We start from the raw sequence: 14,529 nt of genomic DNA, 5'->3' as shown, positions 1-14,529 counted from the left end.
ATTCCTGTTTTGCCGTGATTTCCGAGCCGTGAAATGTTCCATTTCACTCGCAATCACTCTAGAGTGCGTTCGGCTCTCCGGCCCGGTCAGAGTTCGCCGCCCAGCGCCCCATATCTGGCTTCGAAGCCCGCCTTGTCGCGGCGCGCGAGATAGCCGGCCTGATCGACCCAATTGTCGCGCGCGATGCGGCCCGAAAAATTGCCGAGCCGCGCGTCGATCGCCGCGATATCGGCGTCGCTCCAGCCCGCGATCTGTTCGAAGCTGGTGACGCCGAGGTCGCCCAGCAGCTTGGCGAGCTTTGGCCCGACGCCCTTCAGCAATTGCAGATTGTCGGCCTGACCCGCGGGCGCCGCGGCTGCGGGCGGCGGCGGGGCTTCGGTTTGCGGAGCGGGCGCGGGCGCGGGTTCGGGTGCCGGGGGAGGCGGGGTCGGCGCGGCGACGGGGGCCTTTTTGAAGGCGGGTTCGGCGGCGACGATGTCGGGTTTTGCCGGCTCGAGCGGCTTCGCGGGCTTCGCCTCGACCGTCGGCGGCACGACGTCGCGGGGCTGCCGCCGCGCGGCGAGCCACCAGACGAGTGCGACGACGACGATCAGCACGATCAGCGCGACGATCCAGTTTTCCTGAAGCCAAGTCATGTCTATCCCCTTGTTTCGAGGGCGCCCCACCGGAAGCCAGCCTATCGGCCGGGCGGCGCTGGGTCCAGAGGGCGTCCATTTTGCCTCGCGCGCGACCTCGCGCCAGCCCCTTAGCGCGCCTCGCGCGCGACCTCGCGCCAACCAATGTCCCGGCGGCAGAAGCCGGTGGGAAAGTCGATGCGGTCGAGCGCCGCATAGGCGGCGGCCTGCGCCTCGGTCACGCTCTTGCCCGTCGCCGTGACGCTGAGCACGCGCCCGCCGGCCGCGACGATCGCGCCGTCCTTGCGCGCGGTGCCGGCATGAAAGACGCGCACGCCGCCCTTTTCGGCATCGGCAATGCGGCGGATCGTCCCGCCCTTTTCGGGGGTGCCCGGATAGCCGTTCGCCGCCATCACGACGGTCAGCGCATAATCGGCGGCGAAATGCGGCGGCTCGGCGCCGGCGAGCGTGCCGGTCGCGGCGGCGTGGAGCAGCGCGGCGAAATCGCCCTTCAGGCGCATCATCAACACCTGGCATTCGGGGTCGCCGAAGCGGCAATTATATTCGATCAGCTTGGGGCCCTCGTCGGTCAGCATCAGCCCGGCGAAGAGCACGCCGACATAGGGCGTGCCCTCGGCGGCGAGCGCCTTTACCGTCGGGCGGACGATGCGCTCCATGACCTCGGCCTCGAGCGCGGGCGTGAGCACCGGCGCGGGGCTGTAGGCGCCCATGCCGCCGGTGTTCGGCCCCGTGTCGCCCTCGCCGACGCGCTTGTGGTCCTGCGCGCTGCCGAAGGCGATGACGTCGGTGCCGTCGGACAGCGCAAAGAAGCTCGCTTCCTCGCCGGCCAGATAGTCCTCGATCACCACCTCGGCGCCCGCCCCGCCGAACGCGCCGGCGAACATCTCGTCGATCGCCGCGGACGCGGCCGCGCGCGTTTCGGCGATGATCACGCCCTTGCCCGCGGCGAGCCCGTCGGCCTTGATGACGACGGGGATGGCGAAGCCGTCGAGCGCGGCATGGGCTTCCTCGGCGCTCGTGCAGCGGACATAGGCGGCGGTCGGGATGCCGGCGCGCGCGCACAGGTCCTTGGTGAAGCCCTTCGACCCTTCGAGCTGCGCCGCGGCGGCGCCGGGGCCGAAGACCGCGACGCCGGCCTCGCGCAGCCGGTCGGCGAGCCCCGCGACGAGCGGGGCCTCGGGGCCGACGACGACGAACTCGATTCCGTGGACGCGCACCAGCGTCATCAGCCCGTCGAGGTCGTCGGCGGCGACCGGCAGGCATTCGGCGTGGAGTTCGATCCCTGGATTGCCGGGCGCGGCATAAAGCTTGTCGCAGCTCGGCGATTGTGCGAGCTGCCACGCCAGTGCATGTTCGCGGCCGCCCGAGCCCACAAGCAGGATATTCATGTCAGTTCCTTTTCCCGAGTCCGATGGCGACACGCCCGCGCGGCTGTTAGCCGAGGCGGGGACGCACGACAATGCGCCCGCGCTTTCGGTCAGCCAATTATCCGCCGCGATCAAGCGCACCGTCGAGGACGGCTTTGCGCGCGTGCGCGTGCGCGGCGAGCTGTCGGGCGCCAAGCGCGCCGCGTCGGGGCATTTCTATGGCTGCCTGAAAGACGATAATGCGCTGATCGACATCGTGATGTGGAAGGGGCAGGCGGCGCGCCTCGCCTTTCGCCCCGAGGACGGGATCGAGGTGATCGCGACCGGCAAGCTCACCACCTATCCCGGCCGCTCGAAATATCAGCTCGTCGTCGAAAGCCTCGAGGTCGCGGGCGAGGGCGCCTTGATGCTGCTGTTCGAAAAGCTGAAGGCGCGGCTCGGCGCCGAGGGGCTGTTCGACCAGGCGAAGAAGCGCGCGCTGCCCTTCCTGCCGCGGACGATCGGCGTCGTGACATCGCCCACCGGCGCGGTGATTCGCGACATTCTCCACCGGCTCGCCGACCGCTGCCCGAGCCATGTGATCGTCTGGCCGGTGCTCGTTCAGGGTGAAGGCGCCGCGGCGCAGGTCGCGCGCGCGGTGCGCGGCTTCGATTCGCTTGAACCGGGCGGGCCGGTGCCGCGCCCCGATCTGGTGATCGTCGCGCGCGGCGGCGGGTCGATCGAGGATCTGTGGGCGTTCAACGAGGAAATCGTCGTGCGCGCGATCGCCGAGTGCCGTATTCCGACGATCAGCGCGGTGGGGCACGAAACCGACGTGACGCTATCCGACTATGCCGCCGACGTGCGCGCACCGACGCCGACCGCGGCGGCCGAGATGGCGGTGCCGGTGCGCGCCGAGCTCGCCGCGCAGCTCGCGACGTGGAGCGGGCGGATGATCGGCGCGGCAAGCCGGCATCAATCGCTGGCGAGCGAGCGGCTGACGGCGCTCGCGCGGCACTTGCCGAAGCGCGAGGCGCTTTATGCGCCGCAGCGCCAGCGGCTCGACGATGCGGGCGATCGGCTCGACCGCAGTCAGCGCCACCGGCTCGCGGTGACGAGCGAGCGACTCGCGTCGCGCGCCGCGGCGCTGCGCCCGTCGCTGCTCGCGCGGGCGTGGGACCGCGACCGGGCGCGGCTCGAAGGACTGGCGCGGCTGCTCGCCTCGCTCGACCCGCGCGCGCTGCTCTCGCGCGGCTACGCGATGGTGCGCGACAGGGGCGGCGGCCTCGTCACCACCGCGGCGCGCGCGCGCGCCGCCGGGCATATGCGGTTGCAGTTCGCTGACGGCGAGGTGTCCGTCGCCGCGGAGGACGCGCCGCCGTCGCCCTCGCCGCGTCCGGCGCGCAAGCCGCCCGCCGCACCGCCGGGCAAAGGGCAGGGCGAGTTATTCTGACGAATTCGTCGCCCCAGCGAAAGCTGGGGCGACGGACTCCTTTGCGGCGCCTAGGGGTGGCCGCGCGCGCCGATGCTGTTATAGTCGCATCAAGAATGTCAGTCTTTCCAACGGATATCGAATCATGCTGATCGCCAGCCGCAACCGCCTCGCCCGCCTCCAATATGGCCCCAACGGCTTTCGCGTCGTGTCGCCCGGCGACCATGTGCTGTGCGCGGTGACCGGCGTGCCGATCGGGCTCGACGAGCTGCGTTACTGGTCGGTCGCGCGGCAGGAGCCCTATGCCAGCGCCGCCATTTCGGTGCAGGCCGCGCTCGACCACGCCCGCAAGGCATGAGGGCAGGCAAGGCTGCTCATCGCGCCGCGCTGACGGCGCTGTTCGCCGCGCTCGCCGGCTGCGTGCCGCCCGCCGCCGGACCGGTCGAGCCGGCGCCGACACCCGCACCCGTCCCGCCGCCCGCCGCCCGGCCTGCGCCCGCTCCGCCGCCCGCGCCCGTCGACGCCGACTTCACCATCCTGCGCGGGACCCCGGTGCAAGGCGGAATGCTGCTCGGCCGCGTTCCCGCAACGACGCGGACGCTGACGCTCGACGGTAGGGCCATTCCCTTCGCGCACGACGGCGGCTTCATCATCGCCTTCGACCGCGACGCGCCCGCGGGCGAGCGGCTCGTCGCGACGCTGGCCGACGGGCGCACGATCGCGCGCGACCTCAGCATCGCCGCGGGCGACTGGCGGATCGAGCATATCGACGCCCCCTGGCGCGGCAGCGCGTCGAGCGACGCCGAGTTCCAGCGCCGCCGCCCCGCCGAGCTGGCGCAGATCGCCGAAGCGCGCCGCGTCGATCACGACGTCGACGGCTGGCGCCAGCGCTTCCGCTGGCCGGCGACGGGGCGTCTCTCGGGCTTCTTTGGATCGCAGCGCGTCTATCAGGGCAAGCCGGGCAGCTATCACGGCGGCACCGACATCGCCGTCCCCGCGGGCACGCCCTTCTATGCGCCCGCCGACGGCGTGGTGACGCTCGCCGCGACGACGCCCTTCACGCTCGAGGGCAATCTCCTCATCGTCGATCACGGCATGGGGCTCAACAGCGCCTTCCTCCACTGCCAGAGCCTCGACGTGAAGGTCGGCGACCGGGTGGTGCAGGGGCAGCGGCTGGGGACGGTCGGGCAGAGCGGCCGCGCGACCGGGCCGCACCTCCACTGGGGCCTCAAATGGCACGACGCGCGGCTCGATCCGGGCACGCTCGCGGGACCGATGCCGCGCTGAAACATTCGATGCTGCGCTGCAACATTGTAACCATTGAAACAAAGTTTCGCGAAATGCCGCGCCGCGGCACGATGTGTTGCTTTGCCTCTCGCGGATGTTGCAAATACGTCACAATCCCGTTGGAAACCGCAGAAACGGTGGGGAATTTCCTTTACTCAAAATGAATGAGGGGTCATCCCGCAGCCTATCGGGGTATCTTTGCAGGGGGTGAAGCCACTCTTCGCAGCGTATGCCCGGGTATCCTAACCACTCAGTAGCAAGGGACTGCACTGTGAAGAAAACCCACCTTTCCGCGTTGAAGCGCGGCGCTGCGCCGTTCGTGCTCGGCGTTGGCCTTTTGGCCATGGCGACTCCGGCGATGGCGCAGGACGCGCCCGCCGATGAAGGCGCCGCCGACATCGGCGCGCCGATCGTCGTTACCGGTTCGCGCATCAAGCAGCCGAACCTCGAATCGGCCAGCCCCGTCACCGTCATCAGCAACGTCGAATTCAAGCAGACCGGCACCACCCGCGTCGAGGATCTCGTCAACTCGCTGCCGCAGGCTTTTGCGGCGCAGGGTGCGAACGTTTCGAACGGCGCGACCGGCACCGCGACGCTGAACCTGCGCGGCCTCGGCGACGAGCGCACGCTGGTTCTGGTCAACGGCCGTCGTCTCGTCCCGGGTGATCCGACCTCCTCGGCTGCCGACATCAACGTCATTCCCGCTGCGCTGATCGAGCGTGTCGACGTGCTGACCGGCGGTGCTTCGTCGGTGTACGGTGCGGACGCCGTGGCGGGCGTCGTCAACTTCGTGATGGACACCGACTTCGAGGGCTTCAAGCTCGACACGCAATATTCGCTGTACAACCACGATAACCGCAACAAGAGCAAGTTCACCGATCCGCTCGACGCGAGCGGTAATGGCTATCCGCGCGGCATGTCGACCAATGGCGGCACCTTCGACGCGACGCTCGCCTTCGGCGCGGGTTTCGACGATGGCCGCGGCCATGTGTCCGCCTATGTCGGATACCGCAAGATCAATCCGGTGAATCAGGCGACTCGCGACTATTCGGCTTGCGCGCTGTCGGCGAACTCGGCTGCGTCGGTTGCGGCTGGCGGACGCCTGTACAACTGCGGCGGCTCGGCGACCTCGCCGCAGGGCACGATCTTCGCCTATGACTCGTTTGGCGATCCGACCGATGCGAATGGTGATGGCGTTGCGGATTCGTTCACGTCGACGATCTATCAGTTCGGCCCCAACCGCACCCTGCTGCCCGGCTTCACGCCGTACAACTTCGCGCCGCTGAACTATTTCCAGCGTCCCGACGAGCGCTACACGGCTGGTGTCTTCGCCGACTATGAAGTCTCCGAAGCGCTGCACCCCTATATGGAGTTCATGTTCATGGACGACCGCACGGTCGCCCAGATCGCTCCGTCGGGTAACTTCGGCAACTCGCTGTCGATCAACTGCGACAACCCGCTGCTGTCGGCCGAGCAGCTCGCGGTCATCTGCGATACGGAAAACCTCCTTGTCAGCCCCGCGGCCGGCGATGCCTTCACCGTGGTCGGCAATGTGGCGGCAGAGAACCAGGCGCGTATCGACCGTGGCCTCGGCGAACCTTTGCTGCCGACCACTCCGTTCGGTTTCATCGACCCGACGACCGGTGCAACCTACAATCGCGGCTTTGCGCAGATTCTGCGCCGGAACGTCGAAGGCGGTCCGCGTCGCGACGACCTCCAGCACACCAGCTACCGCGCCGTGCTGGGCACGCGCGGCGATCTGAGCCCCGCCTGGTCCTATGACATATATTATCAGTATGGCCGGACCAACTTCGCCGAGACCTATACGAACGACTTCTCGGTGACTCGCCTGACGCGGGCGCTGGACGTCGTGACGGACGCGAACGGCAATGCCGTCTGCCGTTCGACGCTCGACGGCACCGACCCGAACTGCGTCCCCTGGGACATTTTCTCGCCGGGCACGTCCACGCCGTCGCAGGATGCCGTCAACTACATCTCGACCCCGGGCTTCCAGCGCGGCATCGTCAGCGAACAGGTCCTGTCGGGCTATGTCGCTGGTTCGCTCGGTGAATATGGCATTCAGTCGCCTTGGGCCGATGAAGGTGTTAGCATCGTGCTCGGTGGCGAATATCGCAAGGAAAAGCTTGAATTCCTGTCGGATCTCGCGTTCCAGACCGGCGATCTCGCGGGTCAGGGCGCCCCGACGCTTCCTGTCTCGGGTTCCTTCAACGTGAAGGAGTTCTTCTCCGAGGTGCGTCTGCCGATCGTGCAGGACAGCTGGCTGTATGACCTTAGCATCACCGGCGGCTACCGTTATTCGGACTATAGCACCGGTGCTTCTACCGATACCTACAAGATCGAAGGTGAACTGGCCCCGACGCGGGACATCCGTATTCGTGGCGGTTACAACCGTGCGGTGCGTGCGCCCACGGTGCAGGATCTCTTCGCTCCGCAGCGTGTCGCGCTCGATGGTTCGACCGATCCGTGCTCGGGCGCCCCGATTGCGGCCGGCGACGTGGGTTGTCTCGCTAGCGGACTCAGCGTCGGCCAAGTGGTCGCGCCAAACCCGGCTAGCCAGTACAACGGCCTGATCGGCGGCAACCCCGATCTCGTCCCCGAAGTCGCCGATACCTATACGGCCGGCGTGGTTCTGACCCCGGGTTTCCTGCCCGGATTCAACGCCAGCGTCGACTATTTCAATATCAAGGTCAAAGGGGCGATCCAGGGTATCGGAGCCGACACGATCCTCAATCAGTGCGACCGCGATACTGCTGATCCGTTCTTCTGCAGCCTGGTCGTTCGCGATGCGTCGGGTTCGCTGTGGCGCAGCTCGGGCGGTTATGTGACCGACCTGTCGCAGAACATCGGTCGTCTCGAAACGTCGGGCATCGACGTGCAGGCCGGGTATAGCCGCGAAATCGGGAATGCCGGTCGTCTGGGGCTGACATTCGTCGGCACTTGGCTCGACAAGCTGACCTCCAATCCTGGCGTGGGTCCGGACGTGGAGTGCGCCGGTCTCTATGGCAACGTCTGCGGTACGCCGAACCCCGAATGGCGCCACACGGCTCGTCTGAGCTTCGACATGCCGAATGGCTTCGGAGCATCGGTGCGCTGGCGCTACTTCGGCTCGGTCGATGTCGACAGTCTGAGTGACACGACCCAGCCGGGCATTGCCGGTTTCGATGCGGTCAGCTATTTTGACCTCGCGCTGACCGGGAAGTTTGGTGATCACTACGACTTCCGCCTTGGCATGAACAACGTCTTCGACAAGGAACCGCCGGTTACCGGCTCGCAGGCTTGCCCCGCGGGCTTCTGTAACGGTAACGTCTTCGCGCAGGTCTATGATGCGCTCGGCCGTTACATCTACGCCGGTGTGACGCTGGACTTCTGATCCGTCCGGCGACCGGAAAGAACGGGAATGGCGGGCCTTCGGGTCCGCCATTTTCATTTGAGGCGTAGCGAGAGGTTGATCGGGTGACGCGGGACGAGGCAGAAAGGCGGATGGGTGCAGCGTCGCTCGCGGACCCCGATGCCTTTTTCGCGGCGGGAATCGACCTGCTGCGTGGTGATCGCCCCGAACAACTGTTCGATCGCGCGCGCATCGCGGCGCGGCGTCACGGCGCCGACGCCAGAATGCAGCAGCTGCTCGGCCTGACGGCGCGGGCGCTGGGACAGAGCCGCGTCGCCCTCGACGCATTCGGTCGCGCGGCTCGACTGGCTCCGGCCGATGCGTTGATCGCGCACAGCCATGCGCGCGCGGCGCTCGAGGCCGGCCGGCCCGCCGTGGCGCTGTTCGATCGCGCGGCGCGACTGGCGCCGGCCGACGGATCGGTGCTGATGGGCCGTGCGGCGGCGCAGGTCGCCGAGGGTCTCGCCGATCAGGCGATCGCCGACCTTGACGCCGTGGTACAAAAAAATCCGCTGTGGATGGACGGCCAGCGGGCGCTCGCGCGGCTACGCGGGCAGCAGGGGCTCGACCCCGCCGGCGTCGTCGTCGCGGCGCTGCGGCGGTTGCCGCGCCAGACCGAACTGCACCGTGAATGCATCGCCATCCATCTCGAGGCGCGCGACCTCGACGCGGCGCAGGCCGCCGTCGATGCCGCGGCGCGGACGGTTGGCGAGGCGGCCTGGCTTACCACGGTCGCGGCGCATGTCGCGTCCGAGCGCGGGGCGGTGGCCGAGGCCGACCGGCTGTTCGACGTGCTCGGCGCGCCCGGCCGGATCGACCTTGCCGCGCAGCGCGTTCGGCACCTGATCCGGGCCGAACGTCCGGTCGATGCGGCCCGGCTCATCGACGACTGGATCGACCGCGACGACGAGCGATTGCTCTGGCCCTATCGCTCGCTCGCGTGGCGCATGACCGGCGATCCCCGCTGGCAATGGCTCGAGGGCGATGCGGCGCTGGTCGGCTGCCACGACCTCGCGCCCGCGCTCGGCGACCTCGGCGAGATCGCCGATCATTTGCGCCGCCTGCACGCGGCGCGCGCGGCGCCGCTCGACCAGTCGGTGCGTGGAGGAACGCAGACCGACGGGCACCTGTTGCTGCGCGACGAGCCGATCATCGACCGATTGAGGTCGGCCATATCGGCGGCGGTCGCGGCTTATGTCGCACAGCTCCCGCCGCCCCGGCCCGGCCACCCGACGCTACCCATCGGGCGCGCGCCGATTCGCTTCGCTGGTGCCTGGTCGGTGCGGCTCGAGGGCGAAGGCTTCCACACCGACCATGTACACAGCCAGGGTTGGATCAGCTCGGCGCTCTATATCGCGCTTCCCGAAACCTCGCCCGAAGGCGCGGCGCGGCACGAGGGCTGGCTGAGCCTCGGCGAAGCGCGCGATCTCGTCCCCGGGCTCGCACCTTTGCGGCTGATCGAACCCCGGCCCGGCCGCCTCGTCCTGTTTCCATCGACGATGTGGCATGGTACGCGCCCCTTTCCCGCGGGTGAGCGCCTGACCGTCGCCTTCGATATTGCCCGCCCACCACAAGGTTGAACCGAAAAATGGCGACACGCCCCACCAAGCCCATGACCCCTCCGCCCGCATTGCTAGAGGCGATGCAGGCGATGCGCCGCGGCGACATGCAGGGGGCGCTCGACACCGTCGAGGCCGCGCTGCCGAATGCGGCGGACCGCGTTCCCCATCTTGCGCTTGCGGGACACGCCGCCTTGCATCTCGGCCTCACCGAACGAGCCATCGCCTATCTCGACGAATTGCTCGCGCTGCGCCCCGACGATCGCGCGACGCGCGCAAACCTCGCCAATGCGCTGCTGAGCACCGGCGAGAGCGGCCGCGCAATGGCGCTCGTCGAAGGCGCGCCCGAAGCCTCGCTGGCGCGGATCGAGGGCTATATTCATCAGCAGGAAGGGCGCAGCGAGGCCGCCGCCGCGGCGTATCGCCGCGCCATCGCGGCCGACCCCAACGACCTGTCGAGCTGGAACAATCTCGGCAATATTCTCGCGGAAAGCGGAGACATCGAAGGTGCGATCGCCGCGTTCGAACGCGCGATCACGCTCGCGCCGGCCGATCTGCCCATCTACCTCAATCTCGCCGAACTGCTCCGCGTCGCGCAGCGCCACGAGGCGCGGCTCAAGACGCTGCTCGATGCCGGGGCCTTCGCCCCCGACGATCCCAAATTGCTCACCGAAACCGGCATGGCTCATGCGGCGCTCGACGATCTCGATTCGGCGATCGCCAGCCTCGAGCGCGCGCTCGAAGTCGCTCCCGATTTCGGCGAAGCCCAGCTCGAACTCGGAATGATCTATGAAAGCCTGAACCGCGTCGACGATCTCGCGGCGCTGATCGCGCGAACCGACAAGGACAGCGCGCCGCCCGAATTCGCCTTTCTGCTCGCCTGGCAAGCGCGGCGCGAAGAGCGGTTCGACGACGCGCAGGCGCTCGCGGCGCGCATCCCCGAAACGATCCATCCGCTGCGCCGCCTCCATCTGATCGGCGGCATCGCCGACCGCTGCGACGATCCCGACGCGGCCTTTGCAGCCTTCGAGGGCATGAACCAGGCCGCCCTGGCCGAGGCGACGCCGCTGTCGGGACCGAGTTTTCGCGAACAGGTCGAAGCTGACGTCGCGGCGTGGAACGAGGAGTGGGCGGCGGGATGGACCGCATTCGAGCCGGCGGCGGCACCCTCTCGCGATCCGATTTTCCTCGTCGGCTTTCCGCGGTCGGGGACGACGCTGCTCGACACGATGCTGATGGGCCTCGACGATCTTTCGGTGATCGAGGAGCGTCCGATGGCCGCCCGGACGAAGGCGCTCGTCGAGGGCGATCTGGCGGCGCTGACCCCGGCACATATCGACGAATTGCGCAGCGCCTATTTCGATTTCGCCCGCGAATATGGGTGGGACGGCAAACGCTGGCTCGTCGACAAGCATCCGCTCAACATGACGCGTGCCCCGCTGCTCCATCGGCTGTTCCCGCAGGCGCGCTTCATCTTCGCCGAGCGGCATCCCTATGATGCGGTCCTCAGCTGCTTCATGGCGAATTTCCAGATGAACTTCGCCATGCGCAGCTTCACCTCGCTGGGCGAGGCGGCGCGCACCTATGACGCCGCTTTTACCGCATGGCACCGCGCGACGAGCCTCTTTCCCGTAGACACCCATGCCGTGCGCTACGAACGACTCGTCGTCGATCCCGCGGGGGAACTGGCGCCGCTCGTCGATTGGCTGGGGCTTGCTTGGGACGATGCGCTGCTCGATCATACGCAGGTCGCCCGCAATCGCGGCCGGGTGCGCACCGCGAGCTATTCGCAGATCGGCGAACCGCTCTACACGCGCGCGGCCGAGCGTTGGCGGCGCTATGCCGACCATCTCGCTCCGGTGATGCCGATCCTTCGCCCGTGGGCCGAGCGCATGGGCTACGAGACCGCATAGCTAGAGTTTAAACGGCCATAGGGTCTCGTCGGAGTGCCCGAACGTCCTTGAGGGCTTAGTTCTGGCGCGGACGGTTCGCCTGCACGCGCTCGGTGGCTTGCCGCTGTTCGGCGCGCATCTGGGCCCATTCGGCTTCGGTTGCGCAGGTTTTCTTCGAGCCGAGGCGCGACCCGATGATCTTCTCGCGCTTGCAGATCACGCGATTCTGATCGCCGTCCTTGCTGGCATCGTCCTTCTGCGCGCTGTCGGAAGCCGCCGGTTCCATTGCGACAGCCGAAACGGGGACGAGCGTCAGGGCGGCGATGCCAACAATCAATGCTTTCATCATTAAAATCCTCGAATCTTCGATAATTGCCAACTTTGCCACCTCAAACGGACAAGGTCAACGCGCCGTCGCCTTCGTCGACCTTCACCGTCGCGCCGTCGCGCACCTCGCCCTTCAGGATCAGGTCGGCGAGCGGGTCCTGCAGATATTTCTGCACCGCGCGTTTCAGCGGCCGCGCCCCATAGACGGGGTCGTAGCCGACGCGGCCGAGCCAGTTGCGGGCGGCGTCGGTCAGGTCGAGCGTGATCTTGCGGTCGGCGAGCAGTTTCTGCACGCGCGCGACCTGAATATCGACGATCCCGCCCATATGCTGCTGCCCTAGGCGGTGGAACAGCACGATTTCGTCGAGCCGGTTCAGGAATTCGGGCCGGAAATGCGCGCGCACCACCTCCATCACCGCGGGCTCGGCCTGTTCGACCGGCGCGTCGTCGGGAAGCGCGGCGATCGCCTGGCTGCCGAGGTTCGAGGTCAGGATGATCAGCGTGTTGGTGAAATCGACCGTGCGCCCCTGCCCGTCGGTCAGCCGCCCGTCGTCGAGCACCTGAAGCAGGATGTTGAACACGTCGCCATGCGCCTTTTCGACCTCGTCGAACAGCACGACCTGATAGGGCCGGCGCCGCACCGCTTCGGTGAGCACCCCGCCTTCTTCATAGCCGACATAGCCCGGCGGCGCGCCGATCAGCCGCGCGACGCTGTGCTTTTCCATGAATTCGGACATGTCGATGCGCACCATCGCGGCATCATCGTCGAACAGGAAGCGCGCGAGCGCCTTGGTGAGCTCGGTCTTGCCGACGCCCGTCGGGCCGAGGAAGAGAAAGCTGCCCAAGGGGCGGTTGGGGTCCTGTAGCCCGGCGCGCGCGCGGCGCACCGCGGTCGAAACCGCGCGCACCGCCTCGTCCTGCCCGATCACCCGCTGCCCCAGATGCGCTTCCATGCCGAGCAGCTTTTCGCGCTCGCCCTCGAGCATCCGGTCGACCGGGATGCCGGTCCAGCGGCTGACCACCGCGGCGATGTCGTCGGCGGTGACCTCTTCGCGCAGCATCGCATTGCCGGCGACCGCCTGCGCTTCCTGAAGCTGTTTTTCGAGGGTCGGAATGGTTCCGTAGCTGAGCTCACCGGCCTTTGCGAGATCGCCCGCGCGCTGCGCCTGTTCGAGCTGAACGCGCGCCGCGTCGAGCGCTTCCTTGATCTTCGCCTCGGCGTGAATCTTGTCCTTTTCGGCCTGCCATTTCTGCGTCAGCTCGGCCGATTGCTGCTCGAGATTGGCGAGTTCGGCCTGCAGATTGGCGAGCCGCTCCTTCGATGCGTCGTCGCTTTCCTTGCCGAGCGCCGATTCCTCGATCTTCATCTGGATGATGCGGCGGTCGAGATTTTCGATCTCCTCGGGCTTCGATTCGACCTCCATGCGGATGCGGCTCGCCGCCTCGTCCATCAGGTCGATCGCCTTGTCGGGCAGGAAGCGGTCGGTGATGTAGCGGTTCGACAGCGTCGCCGCGGCGACGATCGCGCCGTCGGTGATCCGCACCCCATGGTGCAGCTCATATTTTTCCTTGAGCCCGCGCAGGATGCTGATCGAATCCTCGACCGTCGGCTCGCCGACGAACACCGGCTGGAAGCGTCGCTGGAGCGCGGGGTCCTTTTCGACATATTTGCGATATTCGTCGAGCGTCGTCGCGCCGATGCAGTGGAGTTCGCCGCGCGCCAAGGCGGGCTTCAAGAGGTTCGAGGCGTCCATCGCGCCCTCGCTCGCGCCCGCGCCGACGAGCGTATGCATCTCGTCGATGAACAGGATGATCTCGCCCTCGGCGGCCTTGACGTCGTCGAGCACGCCCTTCAGCCGCTCCTCGAACTCGCCGCGATATTTGGCGCCCGCGATCAGCGCGCCCATGTCGAGCGCGAGCAGGCGGCGGTCCTTCAAACTGTCGGGCACGTCGCCATTGGCGATGCGCAGCGCCAGCCCCTCGGCGATCGCGGTCTTGCCGACCCCGGGCTCGCCGATCAGCACCGGATTGTTCTTGGTGCGGCGCGCGAGGATCTGCACGGTGCGGCGGATTTCCTCGTCGCGGCCGATCACCGGGTCGAGCTTGCCCTCGCGCGCGACTTCGGTGAGATCGCGGGCGAATTTCTTGAGCGCCTCGTAGCGGTCCTCGGCCGAGGCGGTGTCGGCGGTGCGCCCGCCGCGAAGCTCGTTGATCGCGGCGTTGAGCGCGTCGGCCTTCACGCCCGCGTCGGCGAAGGCCTTGCCGACCGGGGTGCCGCTCGCAAGCACCATCGCGAGCAGCAGCCGCTCGACGGTGACATAGCCGTCGCCGGCCTTGGTCGCGACCTGTTCGGCCTGATCGAGCAGCCGCACCGCGTCGTTGTTGAGGCCCGGCGTCGCCTGCGCGCCCGAGCCCGACACCGCGGGAATCTTGTCGAGCAGCGCGTCGATGCCCTGCACCGCGCGCGCGGCATCGCCGCCGCTGCGCTGGATCAGCCCGGCGGCCATGCCCTGATTGTCTTCGAGCAGCGCCTTGGCGATATGTTCGGGGGCGATCTGCTGATGGTTCATGCGGATCGCGATCGTCTGCGCCGCCTGCAGGAAGCCTTTGGCGCGGTCGGTGAATTTTTCGAGGTTCATATG

The 14,529-nt window shown here is 67.7% G+C and carries 10 protein-coding genes; 6 read left to right on the top strand and 4 right to left on the bottom strand.

All coding sequences use genetic code 11. The features are described from left to right. Window positions 1-86: 86 nt before the first annotated feature. Window positions 87-635: a hypothetical protein gene (locus CHB69_RS16200; RefSeq protein ID WP_089216982.1), complete on the bottom strand. Its 549-nt coding sequence runs from the start codon at window positions 633-635 to the stop codon at window positions 87-89. A gap of 110 nt (window positions 636-745) precedes the next feature. Further along, window positions 746-2,023: a phosphoribosylamine--glycine ligase gene (gene purD / locus CHB69_RS16195; protein WP_089216981.1), complete on the bottom strand. Its 1,278-nt coding sequence runs from the start codon at window positions 2,021-2,023 to the stop codon at window positions 746-748. On the opposite strand from purD, the gene xseA reads away from it, so the two are divergent. The 6 genes from xseA to CHB69_RS16165 all read left to right on the top strand — a co-directional run bounded on the left by xseA (window position 2,022) and on the right by CHB69_RS16165 (window position 11,581). Further along, complete coding sequence (gene xseA, locus CHB69_RS16190) at window positions 2,022-3,434, top strand: exodeoxyribonuclease VII large subunit (protein ID WP_089216980.1); 1,413 nt, start codon at window positions 2,022-2,024, stop codon at window positions 3,432-3,434. The genes purD and xseA overlap by 2 nt on opposite strands. 124 nt (window positions 3,435-3,558) lie before the next feature. After that, complete coding sequence (locus tag CHB69_RS16185) at window positions 3,559-3,771, top strand: DUF2093 domain-containing protein (RefSeq protein ID WP_089216979.1); 213 nt, start codon at window positions 3,559-3,561, stop codon at window positions 3,769-3,771. After that, window positions 3,768-4,700, top strand: a complete 933-nt coding sequence (locus tag CHB69_RS16180) for a M23 family metallopeptidase (RefSeq protein WP_089216978.1) — start codon at window positions 3,768-3,770, stop codon at window positions 4,698-4,700. Before CHB69_RS16185 ends, CHB69_RS16180 begins: the two co-directional genes overlap by 4 nt. 271 nt (window positions 4,701-4,971) lie before the next feature. Further along, window positions 4,972-8,091: a TonB-dependent receptor domain-containing protein gene (locus CHB69_RS16175; RefSeq protein ID WP_245836888.1), complete on the top strand. Its 3,120-nt coding sequence runs from the start codon at window positions 4,972-4,974 to the stop codon at window positions 8,089-8,091. Window positions 8,092-8,201: 110 nt separating this feature from the next. Then, window positions 8,202-9,689: a putative 2OG-Fe(II) oxygenase gene (locus CHB69_RS16170; RefSeq protein WP_089216976.1), complete on the top strand. Its 1,488-nt coding sequence runs from the start codon at window positions 8,202-8,204 to the stop codon at window positions 9,687-9,689. 32 nt (window positions 9,690-9,721) lie between these two features. Next, the gene (locus tag CHB69_RS16165) at window positions 9,722-11,581 is read left to right on the top strand and encodes a tetratricopeptide repeat-containing sulfotransferase family protein (protein WP_170935605.1); all 1,860 of its coding nucleotides are present in this window, start codon (window positions 9,722-9,724) and stop codon (window positions 11,579-11,581) included. A 55-nt stretch (window positions 11,582-11,636) separates the two neighbouring features. On the opposite strand, the gene CHB69_RS16160 is transcribed toward CHB69_RS16165, so the two are convergent. Both CHB69_RS16160 and clpB read right to left on the bottom strand, forming a co-directional pair. After that, window positions 11,637-11,939: a hypothetical protein gene (locus CHB69_RS16160; protein ID WP_141134018.1), complete on the bottom strand. Its 303-nt coding sequence runs from the start codon at window positions 11,937-11,939 to the stop codon at window positions 11,637-11,639. 10 nt (window positions 11,940-11,949) lie between these two features. Next, window positions 11,950-14,526 (bottom strand): ATP-dependent chaperone ClpB, encoded by a 2,577-nt coding sequence (gene clpB / locus CHB69_RS16155; RefSeq protein ID WP_089216973.1) that lies wholly within the window; start codon window positions 14,524-14,526, stop codon window positions 11,950-11,952. Window positions 14,527-14,529: the final 3 nt, after the last annotated feature.

This window comes from Sphingopyxis indica, from assembly GCF_900188185.1.
Taxonomy (GTDB): domain Bacteria; phylum Pseudomonadota; class Alphaproteobacteria; order Sphingomonadales; family Sphingomonadaceae; genus Sphingopyxis; species Sphingopyxis indica.
This window is presented reverse-complemented; position numbering and strand designations above follow the sequence as displayed.

What these genes read in the sequence shown, in the direction of transcription:
- CHB69_RS16200 (WP_089216982.1), bottom strand. Translation starts at nt 635, where the DNA reads ATGACTTGGCTTCAGGAAAACTGGATCGTCGCGCTGATCGTGCTGATC.
- xseA (WP_089216980.1), top strand. Translation starts at nt 2,022, where the DNA reads ATGTCAGTTCCTTTTCCCGAGTCCGATGGCGACACGCCCGCGCGGCTG.
- purD (WP_089216981.1), bottom strand. Translation starts at nt 2,023, where the DNA reads ATGAATATCCTGCTTGTGGGCTCGGGCGGCCGCGAACATGCACTGGCG.
- CHB69_RS16185 (WP_089216979.1), top strand. Translation starts at nt 3,559, where the DNA reads ATGCTGATCGCCAGCCGCAACCGCCTCGCCCGCCTCCAATATGGCCCC.
- CHB69_RS16180 (WP_089216978.1), top strand. Translation starts at nt 3,768, where the DNA reads ATGAGGGCAGGCAAGGCTGCTCATCGCGCCGCGCTGACGGCGCTGTTC.
- CHB69_RS16170 (WP_089216976.1), top strand. Translation starts at nt 8,202, where the DNA reads ATGGGTGCAGCGTCGCTCGCGGACCCCGATGCCTTTTTCGCGGCGGGA.
- CHB69_RS16165 (WP_170935605.1), top strand. Translation starts at nt 9,722, where the DNA reads ATGACCCCTCCGCCCGCATTGCTAGAGGCGATGCAGGCGATGCGCCGC.
- clpB (WP_089216973.1), bottom strand. Translation starts at nt 14,526, where the DNA reads ATGAACCTCGAAAAATTCACCGACCGCGCCAAAGGCTTCCTGCAGGCG.